Source organism: Klebsiella sp. 141162, from assembly GCF_050600755.1.
Classification (GTDB): domain Bacteria; phylum Pseudomonadota; class Gammaproteobacteria; order Enterobacterales; family Enterobacteriaceae; genus Klebsiella; species Klebsiella aerogenes.
Genome location: NZ_JAQIRI010000001.1, coordinates 1,568,047 through 1,593,654, shown reverse-complemented (window position 1 = coordinate 1,593,654; position 25,608 = coordinate 1,568,047). Strand labels below are relative to the sequence as shown.

The window sequence follows — 25,608 nt, the reverse complement described above, 5'->3', positions numbered from 1 at the left end:
CGGTAGTCGGTTGGTAGCCCCGGTAAGCGTAAGCGCCACCGGGGAGGATTCCCAGATAGCGGCGCATAGCGCCTTATCCGGGCTACGGTTCGGTAGTCGGTTGGTAGCCCCGGTAAGCGTAAGCGCCACCGGGGAGGATTCCCAGATAGCGGCGCATAGCGCCTTATCCGGGCTACGGTTCGGTATTCGGTTAGTAGCCCCGGTAAGCGTAAGCGCCGCCGGCGGAGGATTCCCGGATAGCGGCGCATGGCGCCTTATCCGGGCTACGGTTCGGTAGTCGGTCGGTAGCCCCGGTAAGCGTAAGCGCCACCGGGGGAGGGTTGGTATGGCCGTCGAACCTTAACCCATCGCGCTTTCGCGCAGGCGGGCTTTCAGCTTGTTGTACTCGTCGATCACGTACTGCTCCGCCGCGCGCTGATCGGCAATCCGCTCAACGTTAACCGCGCAGTACTTGTACTCCGGCGTTTTGGTTATCGGGCTCAGGTTCTCCGACACCAGCTCGTTACAGGCGCCAATCCACCACTGGTAGGTCATGTACACCGCGCCTTTATTCGGCCGATCGCTGACCTGCGCGCGGGTGATGATGCGCCCCTTACGCGAGTTGACCCACACCAGCGCTTCATCCTCGATGCCTAACCGTTCGGCGTCGGCGGTGTTGATTTGCGCATAGCCCGGTTCATCCGCAAGCCTGCTTAAGGCCGCACAGTTACCGGTCATCGAACGGCACGAGTAGTGACCGACCTCGCGCACCGTTGAGAGCACCATCGGGTACTGTTCAGAAAGTTTATCTCCCGGCGCGACCCAGTCGCAGGTGAAAAACTGGGCTTTACCGCTCGGCGTAGAGAACGTCTCTTTAAACAGATACGACGTCCCCTGGTCGGCGTCGGACTCATCGCGGCATGGCCACATGACATAGCCGAGCTCGCCCATTTTTTCATAGGTGGCGCCGTAGAAGTTCGGGCACAGATGCCGCAACTCATCCCAGATCTCCTGGGTGTTGTTGTAGTGCATCGGATAGCCCATCCGGGTGGCGATTTCGCTGATGATCTGCCAGTCGGTTTTCAGGTCCCACTTCGGCTCCACCGCTTTAAAGAAGCGCTGGAAGCCGCGGTCCGCTGCGGTATACACACCTTCGTGCTCGCCCCACGAGGTGGATGGCAGGATGACGTCGGCCGCGGCGGCGGTTTTGGTCATGAAAATATCCTGGACGATAACCAGTTCCAGCTGTTCAAACGCCTTGCGCACCGCGGAAAGCTCGGCATCGGTCTGCAGCGGATCCTCGCCCATAATGTACGCCGCGCGGACTTCGCCGTGTTCGGCGCGGTGCGGCAGCTCGCTGATGCGGTAGCCGGTATGTTCCGGCAGGCTGTCGACGCCCCACGCTCTGGCAAACTTCTCGCGGTTTTCCGGGAACTTAACGTACTGGTAGCCCGGATAGGTATCCGGCAGCGCGCCCATATCGCAGGCGCCCTGAACGTTGTTCTGTCCGCGTACCGGGTTGACGCCGACGCTCGGCTTGCCGAGGTTGCCGGTGAGGATCGCGAGGCTGGTCAGCGACCGCACGGTCTCCACGCCCTGGTAGAACTGGGTGACGCCCATGCCCCACAGGATGGCGGCGGATTTGGCGCTGGCGTACATCCGGGCGCAGGCGCGGATCTCCTGAGCGCTGACGCCGGTTATCTCTTCCACCGACTCCGGCGTGTAGCCTTCGACGATTTTGCGATACTCCTCGAAGCCCTCGGAACGGCTGGCGACGAAGGATTTATCGTACAGATCCTCTTCAATAATGACGTGGCCAATGGCGTTGAGCAGCGCGATATTCGAGCCGTTCTTCAGCGCGATGTGCATGTCGGCGATGCGCGCGGTTTCAATCTTGCGCGGGTCGCAGACGATAATTCTCGCCCCGTTGCGTTTGGCGTTAATGACGTGATTCGCCACGATAGGGTGGGAATCCGCCGGGTTGTAACCGAAGATAAACACCAGATCGGTGTTATCAATCTCCGTGATGGCATTACTCATGGCGCCGTTACCGACCGACTGGTGCAGACCTGCAACCGAAGGGCCGTGTCAGACGCGAGCGCAGCAGTCAACGTTATTGGTACCAATAACGGCGCGCGCGAATTTTTGCATCACGTAGTTGGTTTCATTGCCGGTCCCGCGGGAGGAGCCGGTGGTCTGGATCGCGTCCGGGCCATATTTTTCTTTAATGGCGCCAAGGCGGGCGGCGACGTAATCGAGCGCCTCGTCCCAGGAGACGGCTTCCAGTTTGCCGCTGCGCTTACGACGGATCATGGGGGTTTTGAGACGCGGGGTCAGGATCTGGGTATCGTTAATGAAGTCCCAGCCATAATAGCCTTTCAGACACAGGGTTCCCTGATTGTTTTTCCCCATGGCCGCTTCGGCGCCGACGACCATGCCGTCGTCCACCACCAGCCGCAGCTTACAGCCAGCGGCGCAGTAGGGACAGACGGTGGTTACTTTTTCCATCGTGTGACTCCTTAAAAATAGTACGGCAGCAGATAGATAAAACGGCTGTTAATTCCGAGGGTAATGGCGTCCTGGATGGCGGGAACCGCCATCAGGGCCATCATCAACAGTGCAAAAAGCAGACGTTGCGACATAGACATAATCACTCCTGGCCGTCAGCGGCGGTTTGACCTTTCTGTACCTTGCGCAGCAGCAGCCACATGCGTACCGTACGCACGGCCATGTTGCGGGCAGCCGCGCTCGGCGGCGCCGGGTCCGGTTCCGGGACATCGTGAGAAATACGGAACGGCACGCTGCCGTTCAGCGTCAGGTTGGCGACAATCGCCGTCAGGGTGCCGATAGTGATGCCGCTATGCAGAAACAGCTGCATCATCGGCGGGAACTGGGTAAACAGATTCGGCACCAGTACCGGCATCATGCCGAGACCAAGGGTGAGCGCGACGACCATCCCATTGTTATTGTTGCGATAGTTGACCTGGCCGAGAGTACGAATACCGGAAACGGCAACCATGCCGAACATAACGATACCGGCGCCGCCGAGGATCGGTTTCGGAATCAGTACCACCAGCGCCGCCATTTTGGCGAAAATGCCCATTAGCATCAGGATGACGCCCGAGACCGACACCACGAAGCGGCTGCGTACGCCGGTCAGGCCAATCAGGCCGACGTTTTGCGCAAAGGCCGCGTAGGGAAACAGGTTGAAGAAGCCGCAGATCGTCGTCGCCAGTCCGCAGGTATTCAGGCCGTTACGCAGCATGCTGGCCGTGACCTGTTTACCGACGATATCGCCGGTCGCCATGATGGACGACATGGTTTCGACCATCACCACCACCATGACCATCGACAGCAGGGCGACCGGCACGATATGAAACTCAGGCCGGGCGAACTGCATCACCTGTGGCAGATGCAGCCAAGGCGTAGCGTTGACGAGGTTAAAATCCAGCGGCTTGAAGAAGCTCCATAAAATAGTGCCGATCACCAGCCCGATCAGCACCGAGGTGTTCTTGACCACGCCGGTGGCGAAGGTATAAAGGTTAAGAATAATGACCAGCGTGATGGCCGCCATCAGCAGCGAGAAGAGATCGCCGAAACCGGCCATCTCGCTGCTGCCGCCGCCAATCCATCCTCCCGCGACCGGCATAATAGAGAGGCCGATCAGCGTCACAATGCCACCCATCACCACCTTCGGAAAGAAGCGAATGAGACGGCTAATCCACGGCGCGCAGCAGAGGATAAAAATGCCGGAGACGATAACCGAGCCGGAGATCGCCCCGATACCGTACTCTTTGCCGATAAGCACCATCGGGATCAGCGCGGCGAAAGTACAGCCCTGGATCAGCGGTAAGCGGCAGCCCAACCACTGCTTGATGCCCATCGATTGCACGATGGTTGCGGCGCCGCAAATAAACAAATCGGCGCTGATTAATAAAATAATATGCTCCGCAGGCAAACCGACCGCGTTACCCACCACCAGCGGCACCGCCACCGCCCCGGCGTACATCACCAGCACGTGCTGCAATCCATAGAGAATCATTTGCGTAATTGGCAGGACCTCATCGACCGGCGCGACAGTCGCCGTATTGCGTGAGGCCGGAATGGCAAAATCTTTCATGAAGTAGTTGTCTCCTTTACGACTTCTGCCCGTGCCGAACTGAAAGGGCAGAAGTTACGATTCGAAGGCCATTGCCTCCCTCTGCTGATGATGTTCACCAGCGTATAACGCGCACGGAGTTGCTTATGCGTTAGGAGGGTTATGCGTAAGCTGTGCCAAAAATGAGCGAAGCGGCAGTGGAAGAATATATTTGTGAAATCAATCACGGGTTGGCATGTTTATTTCTTGCAGGCCCGTTTAACGCTGCGAGCGGGCATCAGAAATAAAAATGGCGAATATCAGTTTGAGATATATGCCGTCTCATTTTGGTAGGCGAAATAAGCGCTAAGAAGGTAAAAATGATAAAAAGGCAGGGCGGGCTTGAGATGCCATCCCGGTGATTTGATGAGCTTTTATTTATTCGAGAGTGACAGGAGAGTAATAATTTGAGCTGACTCGCAAAAATGAATGGCAGCAGAAGGTGAGCGCCCAATATCGCCCGAATATTGCAATCCATCCCTGAGACTATTCCAGAAGAATAAAAGGGAAGCAAATGAATCGATTTATTGTGGCCGATGTTGCGAACTGTATTGGATGTCATGCCTGCGAAGTAGCCTGCGTCACGGCGCATCATCAGGATGCCTGGCCGGCACAGCGCAGCGCCTTTGTTCCGCGCATCCATGTTGTCTTCCACCGGAATGCCAGTACTGCGACCACTTGCCACCATTGCAACGACGCGCCTTGCGTCACCTCCTGTCCGACTCAGGCGCTGTATGTCGCCAACGACAGCATCCAGTTTACCCAGTCCGAGTGTATCGGTTGCAAAAACTGCGTCGTCGCTTGCCCATTTGGCGCAATCGAGATGGTCGCCAGCGGGGAGGATGGCCCGCAGCTGGCGCAAAAATGCGATCTTTGTCGCGAGCGCCCCTCCGCAGAACAGGCCTGCGTGGCCAGTTGCCCGACACAGGCGCTGCGCGTAATGGACGAGAGCGCGCTCCAGCGGTTACAGCGGGAAAGACAAATCCGCTCCGCCCAAGGGCAGCCGCTGGCCGAGCGTCGTGGCGCAAGGCGCGAAGCAATCCTGGATAAAGCGCCGCGGATGGGGGCGAAGAAGCTTGCCGCGGAGGAGCGAAAAGCGCATTTTGCCGAGATCTACCAGCGCCTTAGCGAATGTGATGCCGAATATGAAAGCGAGCGTTGCCTGTACTGCGCGCAAAAAGCCTGGTGCAACTGGACCTGCCCATTACACAACCATATTCCCGATTTCATCCGACTGGTGCGTGAAGGCAAAATTATTGAGGCCGCAGAACTCTGTCATCAAAGTAGTTCGCTTCCGGAAATCTGCGGCCGGGTCTGCCCACAGGACAGGCTATGTGAGGGCGCCTGTACGCTGAAAAACGAAGGCGGCGCGGTGGCGGTTGGCAATCTGGAACGCTATATCACCGATACCGCGCTGGCGATGGGCTGGCGGCCAACCACAGGCGAGGTTGCGCCGCGTCGGGAACGCGTGGCTATTATCGGCGCCGGACCGGCGGGACTGGGCTGCGCGGATATTCTCGCGCGCGCCGGGGTACAGGTTGATGTTTTTGATAAACATCCTGAAATTGGCGGGCTGCTGACTTTCGGCATTCCGTCTTTCAAGCTGGAAAAAACGGTAATGGCGCTGCGGCGTGAGATCTTCAGCGATATGGGGATTCGTTTCCATCTCAATCAGGAAGTGGGGCGCGACGTGGCCTTCAGCGACCTGGTTGCTAACTATGACGCGGTCTTTTTAGGCGTCGGCACCTATGGGCTGATGGGCGCTGGTCTTGATGGCGAAGATGCGCCGGGTGTTATTCAGGCGCTGCCGTTCCTGATTGCCAATACCCGTGAGGTGATGGGGCTTGAAGAGAGCGCTGAATATCCGTTAACCGATATTAAGGGTAAGCGGGTGGTGGTGCTGGGCGGTGGCGATACGGCGATGGACTGTCTGCGCACCGCGGTGCGTCGCGGAGCCGAGAGCGTGACCTGCGCCTATCGTCGCGATGAGTTAAGCATGCCGGGCTCGAAAAAAGAGGTGGTGAACGCGCGGGAGGAGGGCGTGGCGTTTCAGTTTAACGTTCAGCCGCAATATATCCTGCGTAACCGTAAAGGGCAGGTCAGCGCCGTTGGGATGATCCGTACCGAAATGGGTGAACCAGGGCCGGATGGCCGCCGCCGCCCGCGGCCAATTGCCGGTTCAGAATTCGAACTCCCGGCCGATGTGCTGGTGCTGGCGTTTGGTTTCCAGGCCCATGACATGCCGTGGCTGCGGGGGCACGGCATCAAACTTGACCGCTGGGGGCAGATTGTGACGGGCGGCAAAGGTCGCGGCACCACGCAGACCAGCCATGACAAAATCTATGCCGGCGGCGATGCGGTGCATGGCGCCGATCTGGTGGTGACGGCAATGGTTGCCGGGCGCCAGGCCGCAAGCGAAATGCTGGCGCGATTTGACCATAAGGAGCGGTGATGACCCATTTTATTCTTGCCAGTTCACAGGCCTGTATCGGCTGTCGTACCTGCGAAGTTGCCTGCGCACTGGAGCATGTGGCGGAGGGGGCGGAATTTCATCCGCGATTGAAGGTGATGCGACTCGACACGTTGAGCGTGCCGGTGATGTGCCATCAGTGTGAGAACGCGCCATGCGTTGGGGTCTGTCCGACCGGCGCATTGGCGATGGGCGCCGAACGGGTCGAGGCCGATGCCGGGCGTTGTATTGGCTGCCAGAGCTGTGTCGTCGCCTGCCCATTTGGCGCGATTACTATCGAGACATCGGCGGCGCATCCGCCGGTTATCGTGAAGTGCGATCTCTGCGAGCAGCGAGACGGCGGCCCGGCCTGCGTATCGGTATGCCCAACGGCGGCGTTATCGCTAATGACCGATGACGCGCTGGCGGCGCTGCAGAAACAGAGAACGATCGCCAGCGCCAGCTTGTTGAGTTTGTAGGAAAGTCCCGGATGGCGACGCGCCGCGCGTCTTATCCGGGCTACCCGAACGATGTTTCTGCGCTATTTATAGCCCCGCTAGAAGCCAAAAAATAAACCCGGTACAGCGACCGGGTTTTGTTTTTGCGTGATGGGATTACGGCAATGCATCCATCCGCTGCCACATCTTCTTCGCCACCTTCCGCGCTTCGGCGAAAATCGTATCGCAATCAATAGCGAACTGCCGATCCTCATAGACCATGACGCCATTCACCATCACGCTATGAACGTGGCTGGCCCCCATACCGAAGGCGATGTGCCCGGCGAGATTAGCCGCCAGCAGCGGCGTCGGCGGAATATAATCGCTGATGGTTAAATCCGCCTTATAGCCCGCCTCAATACGGCCGAAACGGTCGTTAAAGTTGCGGCTAAGCAGCGTGTTGCCGTTGCTTAATGCCTGCGCAAAGCTATCCGGCCACAGCGGCCCGCCGGCATCACGGTGTTTAAAGAAGGCGAACTTGAGCTCTTCAAACATATCGGAGCCGATACCGTCGGTGCCCAGCGCCAGGTTGCGAAATGCCGTCAGCTGCTGGTTATAGCCAACATGGTTGTTCATGTTAGAGCGGGCGTTATGGACAAGAAAACCATCGTGCGCGTTCAGTAGTTCAATATCCGCGTCCGACAGATACAGCCCGTGAGCCACCAGCGTTTTACTATCGATGAGATCGAACTCCGCCAGGCGTACCAGCAGATCTTTACCGTAGTGATGGTGGCTGTGGGAAACGTCGTAACGGTCTTCCGCCATATGAATATGCAGGCCGCGCCCGGTTGCTTTTAATGCTTCGCGAAGCATCAAAAGCCCCTCATTGGGAACCGTAAACGGCGCATGGGCGCCGATATGCGCTTCTACCAGATAGGGTTCGTCGCCGTTTTCCCGCGCCCGATCGATTTCGTGGGCAAAACGGATATTTTCCTCCACGCTTGCCTGAAGTTCCTGCTGGCCGCCGTTACGGTCGGTGGTTTCAAAACAGGTCATGCCGCGCAGGCCGACCTTGATGAAAGCGTTACGTAACTGACTTAATGATCCAGCGATATAGTTCGGCGACGCGCTGTGGTCAATGACGGCGGTACAGCCGCTGCGAATGGCCTCCAGCGAACAGATAAGCCCGCTGTAGTATAAGGACTCCTCATCCAGCGCGCGGTCCAGGCGCCACCACAGGTTTTTTAGCGTGGAGATAAAATCGGGACTCGGCGCAATATTGGCCTGAATACCGCGCGACAGTCCGGAATAAAAATGGTTATGCGAGCAGACCATTCCCGGCATCACCAGCCGGCCGCGCATTTCTTTAATACGCGCCTGCGGATAACGCTGGCTCAGGTTCGCGCCTGTTTCGATAATTCTGTCATTTTCGATGACGATATCGACACTTTCTTCCACTTTTGCCGGGTGAAGCTGGGCAAGGGTGGCATTTTTAAGCACTAAGATACTCATACTTCGACGGCTCCTAGCAAATAGTGATGATGTTGATGGACGTGGCTGATGATGCGGCACATGGCATCCAGCTGCGGCGGTACTTCAGCGAACTGACCCTTAGTATCGATTTCCAGCTGCCAGATCAGGCCATCCTGACGGACATGAACCCGCTGCTGTTCCACGAGGAAACCAGGATTGCTGCTGTTGTTGAAATCCTGTTCGAGGCTAAAAACGGTGACTTTGTCCTTATAAGGTTTGCCTTGCCATGGGCAGAACTGCGCGCAGTTGCCGCATTCGTTGCAGTACGCGTCGAGGTGCAGCGTCTGGAAGCGGTTGTCGAACCCCGGCACCGCGATTGAGACGTTGGCGCGGTTCGGGCAAACATCCACGCACTTGCTGCAGACGTAATTACATTCGAGGCAACGCTCCGCCTCCTGCGCGACAAAGGCATCGCGGTCGTCTTTATCAACCTGAGCGATAGCAATGGTTCCTTTGCGGCGGTAAATATCCGCGGGATCGACGTTATTCCACTGTTTATCGCCGAAGTGGCTGCGGATATTCTCGCGCTTCAGGATCGCATCGCTGGCGCGACGGGCGTTGCCTATCGCCGAGACGATCGAAGAAGGGCCATGCTGTACATCGCCAATCAGGAAGACGTTAGCCAGACGGCTTTCGCCATCAGCATTGACCTCAGGCCAGCCGTGGTCGTTGAGCGGGATCCCCATCGCCGCCAGCGCTTCGCCATCCTGCTGTTCGCCGATAGCGGTAATCAGCGTATCGACCTGCAGCGTCCAGGTTTCATCGGTGGGCAATGGGCGACGTCGACCCTGTTCATCAGGTTCGCCGAGGGCCATGGCGCGAACGGTCAGCGTGCCGTCAGCGGCGAAGTGCTCCGGGTTACTGAGGAAGCGGAACGTAACGCCATCCTGAAGGGCTTCTTCGTACTCCTCGCGCCATGCTGGCATCTCCTGCTGCGAGCGGCGATAAATCACCGTCGCTTTCTCAACGCCGGGGATGTGCAGCGCCGCGCGGGCGCAGTCCATTGCAGTATTGCCCGCGCCGACAATGGCCACGTGTTTACCCACGTTCAGGCGATCGCCGCGGTTGAACGCGCGCAGGAAGTTGAGCGATTTATGAATATTCGTGTTGTCGCCGCCAAGCTTCACGCCGCTGTTTTTGTCGGTACCAGTGCCGACCAGTACATAGCGATAACCCTCCTGACGGAGTTTTTCGACGGTGAGATGCGGGTCGCAGCCGTAGACAATATTGACGCCGTGATTAACAACGAACTCGATATCCTGCTGGATAAGTTCCGCGGGAATGCGGAAATGCGGAATGATGTTTTTTACCACTCCGCCAGCGTTAGCTTCGCGCTCAAATAGCGTGACCGGGTGGCCGGCGCGGGCGAGGAAGTAACCCGCCGCCAGCCCCGCCGGGCCTGCGCCAATCACCGCCACCGGGTTACGGCTACCGGAACCAGCCGGTTTATGCCAGCGGCGTTGGTATTCTGGCCAGCCTTTCTCAAGGGCGATTTTTTTCAGCTCGCGGATATTTAACGCGCTGTCATAATCAAGACGCGTACAGTTGTACTGGCACTGGTGATCGCAGATATGGCCGGTGATCGCCGGCAACGCGTTACGTTGATAGATAAGCTCCAGCGCATCGGCATAGCGCTGCTCGCCCATCAGGCGAATGTATTCCGGAATATCCTGTTTGATGGCGCAGGCGCTGACGCAAGGGGCGACGTAGCAGTCGGTTAACGGCAGCGGCTCGCCAACGTCGATGCGATCGTCCGGCTTCCAGTGTTTTTGCGTGTACTCCATGCTCACCGCTTTTTCCGCCAGCGCGTTCAGGCGCTTGACGTCGACCTGATTCATTTCCCAGCCATCGGCCGGTTCCAGCTCGCGCATGCACTGGCTAAGACGCAGGTAACCACCGGGTTTTAGCAGATCGGTCGCCATGGTAATGGGGCGGATCCCGGTTTCAAAGATATCGCGGATATTGAGCTGGCTGGCGCCGCCGGAGTAGGAGATCGGGAGTTTGCCATCGAATTCACGCGATAGCAGCGCCGCAACGTTGATGGAGAGGGGGAACAGGGCGCGGCCGGACATATACATCTCATCGCCGGGCAACGCGCCTTTATTGTTGACCGTGCCGAGGGTGTTGGTTAGCTTCACGCCGAAGCCGAGTTGTTTACTTTTCGCCAACGCCATCAGACGCGTCAACATTTCCAGCGCCTGGCCGATTTTAAGATCGTGTTCAAAAGATTCTTCATTCAGACCGATATAGTCAAAGCCGCAGGTGTCGAGAATTTCGCGTACGCGCGGGTAGCCCAACAGCGTCGGATTAAGCTTCACGAAGGTGTTGAGCTGCTTCTCTTCCAGCATATAGCGGCAAATGGCTTCGATTTCATCCGGCGGGCAACCATGCATGGTAGAGAGAGTAACCCCTTGTACCAGTTTTGCCGGAATGCGTTCCGCGAGCGTCGCCAGCCGCGGGCGGATATCATCCAGCGACAGGCGGGCAAGGAAGGCGTCATCATGCAGCCAGCGGTTCAGCGTGTCGCGGTACTGGGTAAATTTCGGCTGCCCGGCGGCGTTCATCATATTATCGATAAACTGCTGCATCGGCGGTTGTTTGATGCCTTCCAGGTTATAGCCGACGCTCATATTGAAAATAAATGACTTGCCGTTTTGCGCCGGCGTGAACGGGAAAATCTCTTCCAGCAGATGCAGAATAAACCATGCTTTAAGGTATTCATCCCACGCTTTTTGCAGCGTGAATTCCGTAGACCATTCGGTATTGAAACATTCGTCTTCAGCGTCGATGCAGGGTTTTTCCAGCTCAAGCCGGTCGAGGATCTGTACGGTTTTCAACTCGATAAACCGCCCGCCGGTGAGCCAGGCGGTGATGATATTCTGCGCCAGTTGGGTATGCGGGCCGGCGGCCGGGCCGATTGGGGTGGCGCAGCTTTCGCCGAAGACGCTTACCCGGCGTTGGTTGGTGGGCGAATAGAACTGCTGCTCAGGAATACCAAAAATGGAATGGTGTTGTTGATACTCATCGAAAATGCGCGTCAATAATTCCTCAAACGGGACGGGACGCATGATATCCCCCATAACCCTCTCCTTTATCTGTGCAATCAAATTTGCCGGTTAGTGGTGCTTATTCCGACGGATAGTTAAGGAAGAGCAACAATCGAACCAGTTATTAAAGGCAGAAGGTTTGAATAATTAAAAATGTGAGAGAGATCTAAATAACACCTGGCTTTGTGAATAGGCTCACGCTATGGTAATGAGAATTAAAATCACTCTATATTTTTATCCGCCGGGATTTCTCAAAATAAACGGCGAAATATCACAATGATAATTTCCCGACAAAGGCATTATTAATCCTGGTTTTGCAGGCGAATAAAATCAGCAGGGGTATCGATATCCCAGACCATTTGCGGAAAATCTAACTCCAGACAGCGATGGCGGCTTTGTAATAACCGTTTGCGCATTGAGCCGGGTCCATCGTGAGTGATAAGTTGGCGCAACTGCGTGCCGGCAATAAGGATTGGATGACCCGGTACGCCTTGATATTGCGGAAGAAGCGCGCTGTCGCCCCGTTGTTGCCACAGCCGCTGGAAAAGCGCAGTCGGCAGGCAGGGTAAATCGCCGAGGGTGATAAAACAGTAGTTGTTTCGCACCTGGCTTGCGCCGGCGCAAACAGAAGTAAACAGACCCTGCTGATAGTTGGGATTATAAACCAGGGTTATTTTTGGATGCGCCGAATAGCGTTGATGTAACTCCTCTGCGCGAAAACCGCTCACCAGAATAATACGCGAGCAGAATTGCAGGGCGTTTTTTATACTTGCATCAAGTATTGTCGTTCCGCGCCAGGGTAACATCATTTTCCACTGTCCCATCCGGGAGGACAATCCGGCGGCGGTAATAATACAATCGACCTGTTTCATACTCCTCCCTGAATAATGGAATCCTGTCCAGCGCATGGAAAATATACCGCATCTGCAATCGCTGTTTTGTGATTTAGGCGTAAATGATGGTCCGCTGCTGATTTCCGCCGTCGGCGCGGGAGGTAAAACCAGTACCTTAATGTGGCTGGCGCAGCGTTTTCGTGAGGCTGGCCGGCGAGTTCTGCTCACCACGACCACCCACATGTATCTTCCGGCAACCCTACCTGTGCTGATTTGCCGCGATCCGCTGGCGCTGCCTGACGAGGTTTGGCAGCGGCCGCTACAGGCCTGCTACGCCTCATGGCTCGCCCCTGCGGGTAAAGTTCGTGGGTTTAGCCCGCAACAGCTTGATGCGCTGGTTGCCGCAGGTTGCGTGGACGTGGTGCTGGTAGAAGCTGACGGGGCTCACGGTTTCGCCTTAAAAGCGCCAGCTGAGCACGAACCTTGCATACCTCAATCCTGTTGCTGCGTTATTGCCGTCATGGGGGCCTGGAGGCTCGGGCAAAACGTTGGGCCAGCGACCGTTCATCGCTGGCCCCTTTTTTCCCGGATAACCGGCGCGGCGCCGGATACAGCGCTGAGGTGGCCGATGCTGCATCGCTTGATCGCGCATCCGCAGGGAGCGTTTAAAGGCGTTCCGCCCGCCAGTCGCCGGATCCTGCTGCTGAATCAGCTTTCTCAAAATGAGAATTTACCGGAGGAGGCGCTGTTGCAGCAGTGGGGGGTTAACGCACTGTGGGCGGGAGCGGTACAAGAGCAACCCGCGATAACGCGGCGACGAACAACAGAGTGACGCCCCGGCTTGGGCGCATGGCGGATATCCATTGAGGTTGTTATGAATATTTTCTCTGAAGCGGCAAAACTCGAAGCACAGAATCGCCCGTTTGCCCTGGCGCAGATTGTCGATAGCCGCGGCTCAACGCCGCGCCATTCGGCGCAGATGTTAATCCGTGAAGATGGTTCGATAGTCGGCACCATCGGCGGCGGCATGGTTGAGCGTAAAGTGATTGAACAGGCGCTGGAAGCGCTCAGTGAAAAAGCGTCGCGCATGTTTCATGGGCGGATGGCGCGCAGCGGCAGCGATGCGGTCGGCTCCGATTGCGGTGGGGCGATGTCGGTCTATATTAGCGTACATGGCCTGCGCCCGCGGCTGGTGCTGATCGGCGCCGGGCACGTTAACCGCGCGGTGGCGCAAAGCGCGGCGCTGCTGGGTTTTGAGGTGGCGGTGGCCGATATCTATTCTGAAAGCCTGAACCCCGACTATTTTCCGCCGACAACGCAGTTGCTGCATGCTGAAACCTTCAGCGAGGCGGTGGATTCCCTGGCGATCCGCGGTGATGACTTTGTGTTAATCGCCACCAATAACCAGGACCGTGAAGCGCTGGATAAACTGATTGAACGGCCGGTCGCCTGGCTTGGGCTGCTGGCCAGCCGCCGTAAAGTCCAGGTGTTTTTACGCCAGCTACGGGAAAACGGCGTTGCCGCAGAACATATTGCCCGCCTGCACGCGCCGGTTGGCTATAACATTGGCGCCGAAACGCCGCATGAGATAGCGATTAGCATTCTGGCGGAAATCCTGCAGGTAAAAAATCGCGCGCCCGGCGGCCTGCTGATGGCGGCTGCCACGCCTGCGCAGCAGCAGTTGGTCGCTATTCGCGGCGCCGGCGATATCGCCAGCGGCGTGGCTCTGCGCCTGTGGCATGCGGGGTTCAAAGTGGTGATGCTGGAAGTGGCGAAGCCGACGGTTATCCGCCGCAGCGTCGCTTTTGCCCAGGCAGTCTTCGACGGTGAAATGACGGTAGAAGGGGTGATGGCGAAGCGGGTGTCATCCGCTCAGGAGGCCATCCAGGTGATTGAGAATGGCGTGATTCCGGTATTGGTGGATCCGCTGTGCGAATCGCTGACTGAACTGCGTCCTGTCTGCGTCGTGGATGCCATTCTGGCGAAAGAGAATTTTGGTACGCAACGAGAAATGGCGCCGGCGGTAATTGCGCTGGGCCCGGGTTTTTGCGCCGGCGTGGATTGTCATGCGGTGATTGAAACCAATCGCGGCCATTGGCTAGGGCAGGTGATTTACGATGGCAAAGCCCAGGAGAACACCGGGATTCCTGGTAATATTCTTGGGCATACTTCACGACGGGTGATCCGCGCCCCGGGTGCCGGGGTGATGCATGCGAAGGTGGCGCTGGGGGATATCGTTAATGAAGGCGATATCATCGCCACTATCGGCGAGGCCGAGATTATTGCGCCACTAAGCGGTATGGTGCGAGGTTTGCTCAGCGATGGGTTAGTGGTCGATAGCGGCTTTAAAATTGGCGATATCGACCCGCGCGGCGCCAGCGCCGATTTTACCAGCGTCTCCGATAAGGCGCGCGCCATCGGCGGCGGGGTGCTTGAGGCGCTGATGACGCTGATGAATCAGCGGGTAAAAGAGAAAAGCGTATTGTTGTCGGTGGCGTAGATAGCGGCACGAAGCCGCTTTTTTGCCGGGTGGCGGCTACGCCTTACCCGGCCTACCATTCGTGCGACCGGCCTTTAATTTATTCACTACGCTGGATGAAGCCGGTGTTGGTGGCCTCAAAATCCCCGGTGGCGCTACCGCTTACCGGGGCTACAGTACTGTGCGGTCTGGTAGCCCGGATAAGGCGCAACGCGCCGCCTCCGGGAAAACAGTATCTACATTTCGTGCCTTTTTACCCTTCAATAACCGTACCGGTTTTTCCTTCAATTCCTTCTTTGGCTTTATTTAATACGGTGATGAGCGCTTTGCGCCCCGGACGTGAACGGGCGAATGACGCGGCGGCCTCAACTTTAGGCAGCATCGAACCCTTAGCGAAGTGACCCTCACGAATGAACTGTTCGGCATCGCTGAGCGACAGCTTATCCAGCCACTGCTCGTTGGGTTTGCCAAAGTTGATCGCCACTTTCTCGACCGCGGTCAAGATGATCAGCATGTCGGCGTCGATCATCGCCGCCAGTTTAGCGCTGGCCCAGTCTTTATCAATTACCGCGCTGGCGCCGCGCAGATGATTGCCTTCGCGGATTACCGGGATCCCGCCGCCGCCCGCGGTGATCACCACGTGACAGGCATCCATTAGCGCTTTTACCGTCTCTTTCTCAATAATATCGACCGGCTGCGGCGAGGCGACAACCCGGCGATAGCCGCGCCCGGCATCTTCTTTCATGACGTAGCCCTGACGCGTGAGCTGTTCCGCTTCCTGCTCGGTGAAAAAAGAGCCGATAGGCTTGGTCGGATTTTTAAACGCCGGATCGTTGGCGTCGACTTCCACCTGGGTGATGATTGTCGCCACCGGGATATGCATCGATCGCGACAGCAGCTCCTCGCGCAGGGCATTTTGCAGGTCATAGCCGATATAGCCCTGACTTAGTGCCACGCAGACCGACATGGGCAACATCGGGGTATGGGCCTCGGTTTTGGCTGCGGCTTCGAAAGCAAGGTTAATCATCCCAACCTGCGGGCCGTTGCCGTGGGTCACGACCACCTGGTGGCCATGGGCTATCAGGTCGACAATAGCCTGCGCGGTTTGCTTGACGGCCTGCATTTGCCCGGCCAGATCCTCGCCAAGTGCGTTACCGCCGAGGGCGAGTACAATTTTCTTACTCATGAATGCCTCACTTAAGATGTGGTTCCGCTGACCGGAAGGTGAGCGGTAGAAAAGGGGTCGCGGCGTAAAAAACGCCCCTGGCCAGCGCTGCCGGTGAAGGTGCCGTTATCGAAAATAACCCGGCCATGCGATAAGGTCTGGCGAATCGCGCCCTGGCAAATAAAGCCCTCCCAGGGCGAATAGTCGGCGTTGTCATGCAACATCTCATGGCGGATCGTGGTGGTGCGCTGCGGATCGATTATGACGACATCGCCGTCTGCGCCGGGTGCCAATAGTCCTTTTTTCGGCCACAGGCCAAATAGCTTCGCGGGGGTGGCGCTGGTGAGCGCGACGAAACGCTGCGGTGAGAGCCGCCCGGTCATGACGCCGTGGGAAAACATGAGCAACAGGCGGTTTTCCACCCCAGGTAGGCCGTTCGGACAGCGGCTGAAATCGCCGCCGGAGAGCTGCTGGCGTTGGGCCATCGAGAAAGCGCAGTGATCGGTCGCCACCACGTCGATCGAGCCATCGGCGATACCGCACCACAGCGCATCATTGTTGCTGGCGTTGCGCAGCGGCGGGCTTAACAGATATCCCAGCGCGTCTTCGCGTTCATAGCACCGGTCGTCAAGCAGCAGATATTGCGGACAGGTTTCAATCCACACCGGCTGATGCCGCCGCTGGGCGAGACGCAGATAATCCAGCCCCAGGCCGTTGGAGAGATGAACGATATACAGCGGCGCATTGTCGGCGAGCTGGGCGAGGTTGATCATCCGCGCGATAGCCTCCGCTTCACACTCCAGCGGGCGGCTAAGGGCGTGGTAGCGCGGCGCGGTTTTGCCGGCCGCCAGAAATTCGGCCCGTTTACGGGCGATAGCGGCGTCGTTTTCCGGATGAACGGTGGTTAGCGCGCCGGCGCGGTGGAGATGGCACATCGCCTGAAGCACTTCGTCATCGTTCAACTTATACTGGTAGGTCAGGTAGAGCTTGAAGCTGCTAATCCCGGCATCCACCATCATCGGGATTTCATCGAGGATGGCATGGTTGATATGCTGGATAACGCCGTGAAAACTGTAGTCGATCACCGCTTTGTAGGCGGCATATCCGTGATAGGCCTCTAGCTGGTGACGAAGGCGGCAGCCGGCGGGGCCGAAGCCCATATGGTCGACGATAGTGGTGGTACCGCCGCAGGCGGCGGCGCGGGTGCCGGTGAAGAAATCATCGCAGCTGCGGGCGTGCCCGGTATCGATATTAAAGTGAGTATGAACGTCAATGCCGCCGGGCATGACGTAGCAACCCGCGGCATCGATAGTCTGGCAAGGTTCGGTCGGGGTTATCCGTTCGGCGAGCTGGCTGACCAGGCCGTTTTCAATCAGCAGATCCTGTTTTGCCTGGCCGTCGGCGTTGACCACGATGCCGTTTTTAATCAGTACGCGCATAAAAACTCCAGACTCCCGCCGACGCGCGGCGGGAGGAATAACCGTACGAACTTACTCCGTTGCCAGCCAGCTCAGCGGGATTGCGGCGTACATCGCGGCGCAGGTCACCAGATGCTGTTTCCAGGTTTTTTCATTTGGCGCATGGGCTTCCGGCTCTTTACCCGGACCGAAACCGATAACCGGGATGCCGTGACGGCCCATGATGGAAACGCCGTTGGTGGAGAAGGTCCATTTGTCGACCACCGGCGCTTTACCGAACAGCCCTTCATAGGCGTTGCTGAGCGCGCGTACGGTGAAATGATCCTCTTCAACTTTCCAGGTCGGGAAGTAGCATTCCGTTGGATAAACCAGCCCGGTCCATGACGGGCGTTCATAGTTGTACATTGAGACCACGGCGCCAGCCTTCTGCACGGCAGGCAGGGCGCGGATCTCATCCAACGCGCCTTCCCAGGTTTCGCCCCAGGTCAGACGGCGGTCAATAGAGACCGCGCAGCTGTCGGCAACCGCGCAGCGGCTTGGCGAGGTGAAGAAAATTTCTGAAACGGTGAGGGTGCCTTTACCCAGGAATTCATCGTTGCCAAGGTTATGGGACAGCTCCTGCAGCTCGTTAAGAATCGGCCCCATTTTGAAAATGGCATTATCGCCGCGCTCCGGCGCCGAGCCGTGGCAGCTCACCCCCTGAACATCAACGCGAATCTCCATACGCCCGCGCTGACCGCGATAGATTTGGCAATCCGTCGGCTCGGTACTGACCACGAATTCCGGGCGAATGCCGGACTGCTCGATGATGTACTGCCAGCACAGACCGTCGCAATCTTCCTCCTGGACGGTACCGGTCACCAGCAGGGTATATTCATCTTCCAGACCGAGGTCCTTGATGATTTTTCCAGCGTAGACCATCGACGCCATCCCGCCTTCCTGGTCGGACGCGCCGCGTCCGCCGATCAGCTCATCGGTTTCCATCCCCTGGTAGGGGTCGAAGGTCCAGTTCTTGATGTTACCGATGCCGACGGTATCGATATGCGCGTCCATGGCGACCAGTCGCGGGCCGTGGCCGATATAGCCCAGCACGTTGCCCATCGGGTCGATCTCGACTTTATCGAAGCCGACTTTTTCCATCTCTTCTTTAATACGATGCACGACGCGTTTTTCGTCACAGCTTTCGCTGGGGATGGCGATCATATCGCGCAGGAAGCGGGTCATATCCTGCTGGTAGTGGTTTGCTTTTTCGACAATCAGTTTGAATGGAATGTGCTTAGCCATGAATTAACTCTCCGGTCCTGATTTCCCGCTTCGCGGGATGAATATGTTGAATAAATTGAACGTTTATTGTGCTGCCGGCAGCTTGCCTTCCCAGACGACCTCGCGGTAATGCTGCACGTCGGTGTCGCCTTCGGTGCTGATGACCAGCACCACGGAGTGGTTATCAAGCCCCAGTTTGTTCATCAGCGCCTGGCGCTGCGGATGGAAGTGGACGGCGGCCAGCGTCCCGAGCCCGACGGCGCCGGATTCCCCGGAGATAACCCGGTGATCATTGCCGACGGGATTACCGAGTACGCGCATACCGAGGGCGGCAACGGCATCCTGGCAGGAGATAAATTGGGTGGCGCAATTGCGCAGGATTTCCCAGCCCAGCGGGTTAGGTTCGCCGCAGGCCAGTCCGGCCATGATGGTGGCCATGTCGCCGCCGACGTTGACGATGTCGCCTTTTACCCCGGAGCGATAGATGCAGTCCGCCAGTTCAGGTTCGACGATCACCGAGTGCAAATCGCGGGCGCCGAAGACGTCGACCAGATAGCCGAGCACGCCGCCTGCCATCGCGCCGACACCGGCCTGCAGGAAGACGTGGGTAGGGCGAGCAATGCCCATCGCCGCCATCTGTTCTACCGCTTCATCGGCGAGGGTGGCGTAACCTTGCATAATCCAGGTTGGGATTTTGGTGTAACCTTCCCATGCGGTGTCCTGTACCACTTCCCAGCCGTTTTTCTGCGCGGTTTGCATGGTAAAGCGCACGGTATCGTCGTAGTTCATATCGGTAACGATACATTCCGCGCCGAGGCGCAAAATGGCATCCACGCGTTCCTGCGCTGAACCTTTCGGCATGTATACCACCGCGTTTTGCCCTAGCTGCTGGGCGGCCCAGGCGACGCCGCGCCCGTGGTTGCCGTCGGTGGTAGTGGCGAAAGTCATCTTCTCTTTGATGGTGGATTTCAGGGTATCAAACGAGAAGGCGTTAATATCGAGACGGTATTTTTCACACAACAGCTGGGCGATGGCGTAGGCGCCGCCGAGCATTTTGAAGGCGTTGAGGCCAAAGCGCTGGGATTCATCTTTTACCAGGATGTTCTTTACGCCGAACAGCGCCGCCAGTTCCTTCAGGGCATACAGCGGCGTCGGTTGGTAACCGGCGATTTTTTGATGAAAATGACGCGCCTGTTGCGCCTGCTGACGGGAAAACAGCGGCGAGGTTTCACCGGTAAAGAAGCGGTTGTCGGCAATATCCATTTTCAGCGAAAAAGCAGACATATTCTGTCCTTATCCTTCTTTGGAGTCGGGGAAGCCGGCCCGCAGACCGGCTTGCGAGGTTATTTGATGCGTTTTTGCGCGTCCTGCAGCAGTTGCTCCAGCAACTGACCGGGTTTGGCATATTTGCGACAGAGGATCATGGCGGCGATGATGTACGGCTTCCAGCTGGCCTCTTTATAGGTGGCGATACGGTATTTTTCGAACACCGCTTCGGTGACTTCGCCTTCCTCGCAGGAGACGCCGGTAATATCCGCCGGCAGGCAGTGCATATACAGCGCGTCACCGTCTTTGGTGTGCTTCATCATCTCTTCGGTACAGTGCCAGTCTTTGTGATTGGCGTTCTGGGCGAGACAGGCTTTTTCCAGTGCTTTCAGCCCGTCATGGTCGTTGGCGCGCAGTAGCTCGGTGCGCTGTTCCATAACTTTGTATGGCGCCCAGGATTTCGGGTAAACGATATCGGCGTCTTTAAAGGCTTCCGCCATATCGGTGACCTGACGGAAGCTGCCGCCGGATGCCGCGGCGTTTTTCTTCGCCACTTCGATAACATCCGGGATCAGATCGTAGCCTTCCGGATGGGCGAGGGTGACGTCCATACCGAAGCGGGTCATCAGACCGATGATCCCCTGCGGAACGGAAAGCGGTTTGCCGTAGCTGGGCGAGTAGGCCCAGGTCATGGCAATTTTTTTACCTTTCAGATTTTCCAGCGAGCCGAAGTGTTCACGCAGCCAGGCCAGATCGGCCATCGCCTGCGTCGGATGGTCGATGTCGCACTGCAGGTTTATTAATGCCGGGCGCTGCGGCAGTACGCCCTGTTTGTGGCCGTCATCCAGCGCTTCGCCGACTTCACGCATATAAGCGTTGCCGGCGCCGAGATACATATCGTCGCGAATACCGATGGCGTCAGCGCAGAAGGAGATCATATTGGCGGTTTCACGTACCGTTTCACCGTGGGCGATCTGCGACTTGCCTTCGTCGAGGTCCTGCTGCGCCAGGCCGAGCAGGTTTAACGCCGAGGCATAAGAGAAGCGGGTGCGGGTCGAGTTATCGCGAAAGACCGAAATACCCAGCCCGCTGTTAAAAACTTTGGTAGCGATGTTTTCCGCCCGCAGCGTTTTCAACGCCGCGGCGACATCCAGCACCTGCTTCAGCTCGTCCGGCGATTGCTCCCACGTCAGCAGGAAGTCTTTTTCATGCAGGTTGGAGTTGAGCTTATTGATATCCTTGATCAGTTCGTTAACAGTTTTCATATTTCGATCCTGGTAGTGAATGACGGCTTATTGATTGCTGTGCAGTCGAAATGACATTGATGTAAGTGGCGACGGCCAGCGCTGTATTACCACTAACAATAAGCGTGCCAGTTGTAATTCAGTCGCGGCGCGCGAGCGAAAAAGTCGAGAATTATGCGAGGCGGGTCACGAAAAATGGCTTATAACGGTCAATTGATAGAAATGAAATTCATTCGCCAGTTGTCACGATAAATTTAATTTGATCCATCAGACGAGCGTGGATATCGTTCTGCGACGGTGATTTCGACACCAAAATGATAATTTTGGCCTGTGGATTATCATATTGAGAGGAAAATGTGATACCTCTTCCATATTTTCTTTAAGCCGTAAAAAAGCGCAGGGTTGGTACCTTTTTTCAAGTTGCGCAGCGGTAGTATGATAAACGCAGAATAAAAAGAGTCGATCTTCAGCATTCTCTTTCGGCTACTGATATTAAAAGGTCAATTATGATTCCCTCCAATTCTCTATCCGTTTTAATGCAGATTCAGCCAACGATTCAACGTTTTGCCCGCATGCTCTCCAGCGTGTTACAACTCGAGGTCGAGATTGTCGATAATACGCTGTGCCGCGTCGCCGGTACCGGCGCCTACGGTAAATTCCTGGGGCGAAAATTAAATACAGATTCGCGACTTTTACGTTACATAATAGAAACAAAAAAAGAAAAGGTCGTGACTCATTCGCGTTTTGACCCCTTGTGTAAGGGGTGTACCAATAAAGAGAACTGTAAAGAGAAGGCATTTCTGGGCACCCCGGTCATTTATCAGGAACAGTGTGTCGGGGTTATTAGCCTGGTCGCCCTAACTCGCGAGCAGCAGGAGCGAATTAATGACAACCTCCACGAGTTCTCAGATTATGTACGACACGTTTCTTCAATATTTGTCTCCCGCCTGTTAGAAGACCAGGGTGGGGGAGACAATATGCTAAAAATGTTTTCCACCATGATTGAAAACATGGATCAGGGCGTGCTGGTGGTTAGCCAGGATCAAAAAGTTAAATTTGCCAATCAGGCGGCAATGAAAATCCTTGGCGCGAATCACGGTAGTATGATTGGTAAAACTATTCATTTTCGTCCGCTGACGTTTGCGCAAAATTTTATTCGCGGCCACGTTCAGCACGTCATTTCTTTTGATGATAAGAAAGAGCTGATTATCGGCCAGCTGCACGCTATTCAGGATCAATGGCTGTTCTTAATGGCCTTCCATCAGTCGCATTCGTCGGCCGATCTGGCGCCGCCGCAGGATGGCCCGCAGATTGAACAGATGGTTGGCGAATGTCGGCCAATGCGTCAGCTGAAAAAACTGATTACCCGTGTGGCGCCAAGCCCGTCGAGCGTAATGATCGTCGGCGAAAGTGGAACCGGCAAAGAGGTGGTCGCTCGCGCGGTACATAAGCTCAGCGACAGACAGGCAAAGCCTTTCATCGCCATCAACTGCGCGGCCATCCCCGAGCAGCTACTGGAGAGCGAGCTCTTTGGTTACGTCAAAGGCGCATTTACCGGGGCGTCGGCAAACGGCAAGACCGGGTTGATTCAGGCAGCTAATCACGGCACGCTGTTTCTCGATGAAATCGGCGACATGCCGTTAACCCTGCAGGCTAAGCTGCTGCGGGCGATTGAATCGCGCGAAATTCAGCCGGTGGGGGCGAGCCATCCGGTGCCGGTCGATATCCGCATTATTTCGGCCACTAACCAGAATCTTGAGCAGTTCATTGCCGAAGGCAAATTCCGCGAGGATCTGTTCTATCGGCTTAATGTCATCCCACTGCGCCTGCCGCCGTTGCGCGAGCGTCAGGATGATATCGAATTGCTGATTCACTATTTCCTGCACCTGCACACCCGGCGGCTGGAGCTGGTTTATCCCGGCGTGTCCCCGGAAGTTATCGCCTTACTGAAGAACTACCGTTGGCCGGGCAATATTCGCGAGCTGAGTAACCTGATGGAGTACCTGGTTAACGTGGTTCCCTCCGGTGAGGTGATCGATCTGTCGCTGTTGCCGCCAAATCTTATCAGCAGCGGCAAAGTCAACGAGCGTGAAAGCACCGGGGCGGCGCCAGCCAGCGTTGCGAAAGAAGAAGAGGGGGGTACGGCGCTGGAGGAGATGGAAAAGCAGATGATCCGCGATGCTTTGACGCGTTATAGCAATAAAAAGCAGGCCGCCGATGAACTCGGGATCGGCATTGCGACGCTATATCGTAAAATCAAAAAATATGAACTGGTCGGGGTTTGATAACCCGTATCACTCTGAGAGCAATGTTTATCAAAATCGCCGATCGTTATTGATCTGGCATGCATCACGCGCCGAATGCCCGGAAAAGAGAAAATCACTACCGATGATTTTCTCTTTTTTTACAGCTTTCAACTCCTCCCTCATGGCTTAACTGTTCTGCTTGCTCGCTTCAGTCACCATTTTCTGTTCGTTTTTTCAGCAGGTGGCATTGTTCTTGCCTTTACCGTTTGCCATCGGCTGCTGCGATAGCCGGCAAACAAACATGATAAGGACAGGAACATGGTGCAGATAAATGAGAATCTCGCGACTCCGCCCGTTTCATCGTTGAGTCGTTTTTTTGCTAAGCCCCGCATTATTGCTAAACCTGGATTTAACCGCTGGTTGGTCCCACCGGCGGCGCTGGCGGTGCATTTGTGCATTGGTATGGCCTACGGCTTTTCAGTCTACTGGCTGCCAATGTCGCAGCTGATCGGCGGCAGCGCGCCGCTGCAGTGTCCGGTCGATATGTCATTCTGGCAGCAACTGGTTACCCGCCAGTGCGACTGGAAAATTTCCCTGCTTGGCTGGACCTATACGCTGTTCTTCGTTTTTCTCGGCTGCTCCGCGGCGCTCTGGGGGAGCTGGCTGGAGAAGGTTGGCCCGCGTCTGGTGAGTTTCGTTGCAACCCTTTGCTGGTGTGGCGGCCTGCTGCTGGCGAGCGCGGCAATCTATTTTCATCAGCTGTGGCTACTGTGGTTGGGCGCCGGTGTGATTGGCGGCATTGGCCTGGGGCTTGGCTATATTTCGCCGGTCTCAACGCTGTTGCGCTGGTTTCCCGATAAGCGGGGGATGGCCGCGGGAATGGCGATCATGGGCTTCGGCGGCGGGGCGCTGGTGGGGGCGCCGCTGGCGAATTGGCTGATTAATTTTTTCGCCGATAGTCAGGAAACTGGGGTATGGCAAAGCATTCTGGCGCTGGCGGTGATTTATGCGCTGTTTATGCTCTGTGGGACATTCGGCTATCGCCTGCCACCGATGGGCTGGCATCCGCGCGGCGCGAAAGCGCAGCAAGTCATCGGCAAACAGCCAACCATTCAGGTTCACGTCAGCGTCGCGTGGCGCACTCCGCAGTTCTGGCTGCTGTGGCTGGTGCTGTGGCTTAACGTTACCGCCGGGATCGGCATTCTCGGCATGGCCTCGCCGATGCTGCAGGAGATTTTTGCCGGTAAGTTACTATCGCTGGATCTGGGCTGGCAGGAACTTAATACAGAACAGCTGAAGCGCATCGCGACGATGGCGGCGGGATTTACCGGCCTGCTCAGCCTGTTTAATATTCTGGGGCGCTTTTTCTGGGCTTCTGTTTCCGATATGTGCGGCAGGAAGGTCACCTTCGCGCTGATCTTCTTTCTGGGAACCCTACTTTACGGCACGCTGCCGCTCATTAACCACGGCGGCTACGTGGCGTTTTTTGTCTGTGCGCTCTGCGTGATTATCTCTATGTACGGCGGCGGGTTCGCGACCATCCCGGCGTATCTCGCCGATGTATTTGGCTCACAAATGGTTGGCGCGATCCATGGCCGTCTGCTGACTGCCTGGTCGGCGGCCGGGATCAGCGGCCCGGTGCTGGTCAACTATTTGCGTGAATACCAGCTGGCGCAAGGCGTGGAACCCGCGAGAATATATGACATCACGCTGCTGGCGTTGACCGGGTTGCTTATCATCGGCTTTATTTGTAATCAGCTGGTTCGGCCGATTTCGCAGAAATATGCCATGACCGCGGAGCAACAGCAGCAGGCGAGGGGCCTGTATACTATCAATAAAGACGCGCAGCTGAGCTGGGAACCGACGCCCGCGCCGCTGCTGCTGACGCTAAGCTGGCTGGCGGTCGGCATACCCTTGCTGTGGGGGATGGGGACCACCTTGCAACAAGCGGTGAAGTTCTTTATGTAGACCCACAGAGGTAAGCACCCAAAGGAGAGGTTGGGTGCTTATTGTGCAGCTATTACCAATAACGATTCCCATTCTGCGCTTCGGTGATACACTAACTAAATGTGATCTTTGTCATATCGTAATTACTACAGAGAAAAGAGACA

Annotated in this window: 17 protein-coding genes; 6 read left to right on the top strand and 11 right to left on the bottom strand. The window is 56.6% G+C overall.

The window, feature by feature from the left end; all coding sequences use genetic code 11:
- Positions 1-339: 339 nt before the first annotated feature.
- The 3 genes from fdhF to PGR23_RS07555 are packed head-to-tail and all read right to left on the bottom strand — an operon-like array spanning position 340 to position 4,099.
- Positions 340-2,487 carry a formate dehydrogenase subunit alpha gene (fdhF, locus tag PGR23_RS07565; protein WP_396279737.1) on the bottom strand — a complete coding sequence of 716 codons (2,148 nt, stop codon included), beginning with the start codon at positions 2,485-2,487 and terminating at the stop codon, positions 340-342.
- Between the two features lie 11 nt (positions 2,488-2,498).
- Positions 2,499-2,627, bottom strand: coding sequence for a hypothetical protein (locus PGR23_RS07560; RefSeq protein WP_015366915.1), 129 nt, complete (start codon positions 2,625-2,627; stop codon positions 2,499-2,501).
- A gap of 2 nt (positions 2,628-2,629) precedes the next feature.
- Positions 2,630-4,099 carry a nucleobase:cation symporter-2 family protein gene (locus PGR23_RS07555; protein WP_015366914.1) on the bottom strand — a complete coding sequence of 490 codons (1,470 nt, stop codon included), beginning with the start codon at positions 4,097-4,099 and terminating at the stop codon, positions 2,630-2,632.
- A gap of 532 nt (positions 4,100-4,631) precedes the next feature.
- On the opposite strand from PGR23_RS07555, the gene ygfT reads away from it, so the two are divergent.
- A complete protein-coding gene (ygfT, locus tag PGR23_RS07550; RefSeq protein WP_315710206.1) occupies positions 4,632-6,569 on the top strand; it encodes a formate-dependent uric acid utilization protein YgfT in 1,938 nt (645 codons plus the stop codon).
- Positions 6,569-7,045: a 4Fe-4S dicluster domain-containing protein gene (locus tag PGR23_RS07545; protein WP_047042737.1), complete on the top strand. Its 477-nt coding sequence runs from the start codon at positions 6,569-6,571 to the stop codon at positions 7,043-7,045. The genes ygfT and PGR23_RS07545 overlap by 1 nt, the downstream gene beginning before the upstream one ends.
- Positions 7,046-7,180: 135 nt before the next feature.
- On the opposite strand, the gene ssnA is transcribed toward PGR23_RS07545, so the two are convergent.
- From ssnA to PGR23_RS07530, 3 genes are all read right to left on the bottom strand, one after another.
- Positions 7,181-8,515, bottom strand: a complete 1,335-nt coding sequence (ssnA, locus tag PGR23_RS07540; protein WP_315710210.1) for a putative aminohydrolase SsnA — start codon at positions 8,513-8,515, stop codon at positions 7,181-7,183.
- Positions 8,512-11,616 carry a putative selenate reductase subunit YgfK gene (gene ygfK / locus PGR23_RS07535; RefSeq protein WP_315710211.1) on the bottom strand — a complete coding sequence of 1,035 codons (3,105 nt, stop codon included), beginning with the start codon at positions 11,614-11,616 and terminating at the stop codon, positions 8,512-8,514. Before ygfK ends, ssnA begins: the two co-directional genes overlap by 4 nt.
- A gap of 269 nt (positions 11,617-11,885) precedes the next feature.
- The gene (locus PGR23_RS07530; protein ID WP_047042744.1) at positions 11,886-12,455 is read right to left on the bottom strand and encodes an NTP transferase domain-containing protein; all 570 of its coding nucleotides are present in this window, start codon (positions 12,453-12,455) and stop codon (positions 11,886-11,888) included.
- A gap of 34 nt (positions 12,456-12,489) precedes the next feature.
- Between PGR23_RS07530 and yqeC the strand changes: the two genes are divergently transcribed.
- Together yqeC and yqeB are read left to right on the top strand one after the other, a co-directional pair.
- Positions 12,490-13,248, top strand: coding sequence for a selenium cofactor biosynthesis protein YqeC (gene yqeC, locus PGR23_RS07525; protein ID WP_063415913.1), 759 nt, complete (start codon positions 12,490-12,492; stop codon positions 13,246-13,248).
- Positions 13,249-13,290: 42 nt separating this feature from the next.
- Positions 13,291-14,916 carry a selenium-dependent molybdenum cofactor biosynthesis protein YqeB gene (gene yqeB / locus PGR23_RS07520; RefSeq protein ID WP_047042750.1) on the top strand — a complete coding sequence of 542 codons (1,626 nt, stop codon included), beginning with the start codon at positions 13,291-13,293 and terminating at the stop codon, positions 14,914-14,916.
- A gap of 232 nt (positions 14,917-15,148) precedes the next feature.
- Here yqeB and arcC read toward each other — a convergent pair whose 3' ends face one another.
- The 5 genes from arcC to ygeW form a co-directional block, all read right to left on the bottom strand.
- The gene (gene arcC, locus PGR23_RS07515; protein ID WP_047042754.1) at positions 15,149-16,081 is read right to left on the bottom strand and encodes a carbamate kinase; all 933 of its coding nucleotides are present in this window, start codon (positions 16,079-16,081) and stop codon (positions 15,149-15,151) included.
- Positions 16,082-16,092: 11 nt separating this feature from the next.
- On the bottom strand, positions 16,093-17,499 hold the full coding sequence (hydA, locus tag PGR23_RS07510) for a dihydropyrimidinase (RefSeq protein WP_430915615.1): 1,407 nt from the start codon (positions 17,497-17,499) through the stop codon (positions 16,093-16,095).
- A 51-nt stretch (positions 17,500-17,550) separates the two neighbouring features.
- On the bottom strand, positions 17,551-18,762 hold the full coding sequence (locus tag PGR23_RS07505) for a YgeY family selenium metabolism-linked hydrolase (RefSeq protein WP_015705213.1): 1,212 nt from the start codon (positions 18,760-18,762) through the stop codon (positions 17,551-17,553).
- A gap of 63 nt (positions 18,763-18,825) precedes the next feature.
- Entirely contained in the window at positions 18,826-20,025 is a 1,200-nt protein-coding gene (gene dpaL, locus PGR23_RS07500; RefSeq protein WP_045392528.1) for a diaminopropionate ammonia-lyase, read from the bottom strand.
- 59 nt (positions 20,026-20,084) lie between these two features.
- Entirely contained in the window at positions 20,085-21,272 is a 1,188-nt protein-coding gene (gene ygeW, locus PGR23_RS07495; protein ID WP_015366901.1) for a knotted carbamoyltransferase YgeW, read from the bottom strand.
- A 485-nt stretch (positions 21,273-21,757) separates the two neighbouring features.
- On the opposite strand from ygeW, the gene PGR23_RS07490 reads away from it, so the two are divergent.
- Together PGR23_RS07490 and PGR23_RS07485 are read left to right on the top strand one after the other, a co-directional pair.
- A complete protein-coding gene (locus PGR23_RS07490) occupies positions 21,758-23,536 on the top strand; it encodes a sigma-54 interaction domain-containing protein (protein ID WP_047042759.1) in 1,779 nt (592 codons plus the stop codon).
- A 279-nt stretch (positions 23,537-23,815) separates the two neighbouring features.
- A complete protein-coding gene (locus PGR23_RS07485) occupies positions 23,816-25,465 on the top strand; it encodes an OFA family MFS transporter (protein WP_430915614.1) in 1,650 nt (549 codons plus the stop codon).
- Positions 25,466-25,608: the final 143 nt, after the last annotated feature.

Coding starts and splice junctions, on each gene's coding strand:
- PGR23_RS07490 (WP_047042759.1), top strand. CDS start 21,758: ATGATTCCCTCCAATTCTCTATCCGTTTTAATGCAGATTCAGCCAACG.
- PGR23_RS07560 (WP_015366915.1), bottom strand. CDS start 2,627: ATGTCTATGTCGCAACGTCTGCTTTTTGCACTGTTGATGATGGCCCTG.
- yqeC (WP_063415913.1), top strand. CDS start 12,490: ATGGAAAATATACCGCATCTGCAATCGCTGTTTTGTGATTTAGGCGTA.
- PGR23_RS07545 (WP_047042737.1), top strand. CDS start 6,569: ATGACCCATTTTATTCTTGCCAGTTCACAGGCCTGTATCGGCTGTCGT.
- PGR23_RS07505 (WP_015705213.1), bottom strand. CDS start 18,762: ATGGCTAAGCACATTCCATTCAAACTGATTGTCGAAAAAGCAAACCAC.
- ygfT (WP_315710206.1), top strand. CDS start 4,632: ATGAATCGATTTATTGTGGCCGATGTTGCGAACTGTATTGGATGTCAT.
- ssnA (WP_315710210.1), bottom strand. CDS start 8,515: ATGAGTATCTTAGTGCTTAAAAATGCCACCCTTGCCCAGCTTCACCCG.
- ygeW (WP_015366901.1), bottom strand. CDS start 21,272: ATGAAAACTGTTAACGAACTGATCAAGGATATCAATAAGCTCAACTCC.
- PGR23_RS07555 (WP_015366914.1), bottom strand. CDS start 4,099: ATGAAAGATTTTGCCATTCCGGCCTCACGCAATACGGCGACTGTCGCG.
- PGR23_RS07530 (WP_047042744.1), bottom strand. CDS start 12,455: ATGAAACAGGTCGATTGTATTATTACCGCCGCCGGATTGTCCTCCCGG.
- ygfK (WP_315710211.1), bottom strand. CDS start 11,616: ATGGGGGATATCATGCGTCCCGTCCCGTTTGAGGAATTATTGACGCGC.
- hydA (WP_430915615.1), bottom strand. CDS start 17,499: ATGCGCGTACTGATTAAAAACGGCATCGTGGTCAACGCCGACGGCCAG.
- PGR23_RS07485 (WP_430915614.1), top strand. CDS start 23,816: ATGGTGCAGATAAATGAGAATCTCGCGACTCCGCCCGTTTCATCGTTG.
- dpaL (WP_045392528.1), bottom strand. CDS start 20,025: ATGTCTGCTTTTTCGCTGAAAATGGATATTGCCGACAACCGCTTCTTT.
- yqeB (WP_047042750.1), top strand. CDS start 13,291: ATGAATATTTTCTCTGAAGCGGCAAAACTCGAAGCACAGAATCGCCCG.
- arcC (WP_047042754.1), bottom strand. CDS start 16,081: ATGAGTAAGAAAATTGTACTCGCCCTCGGCGGTAACGCACTTGGCGAG.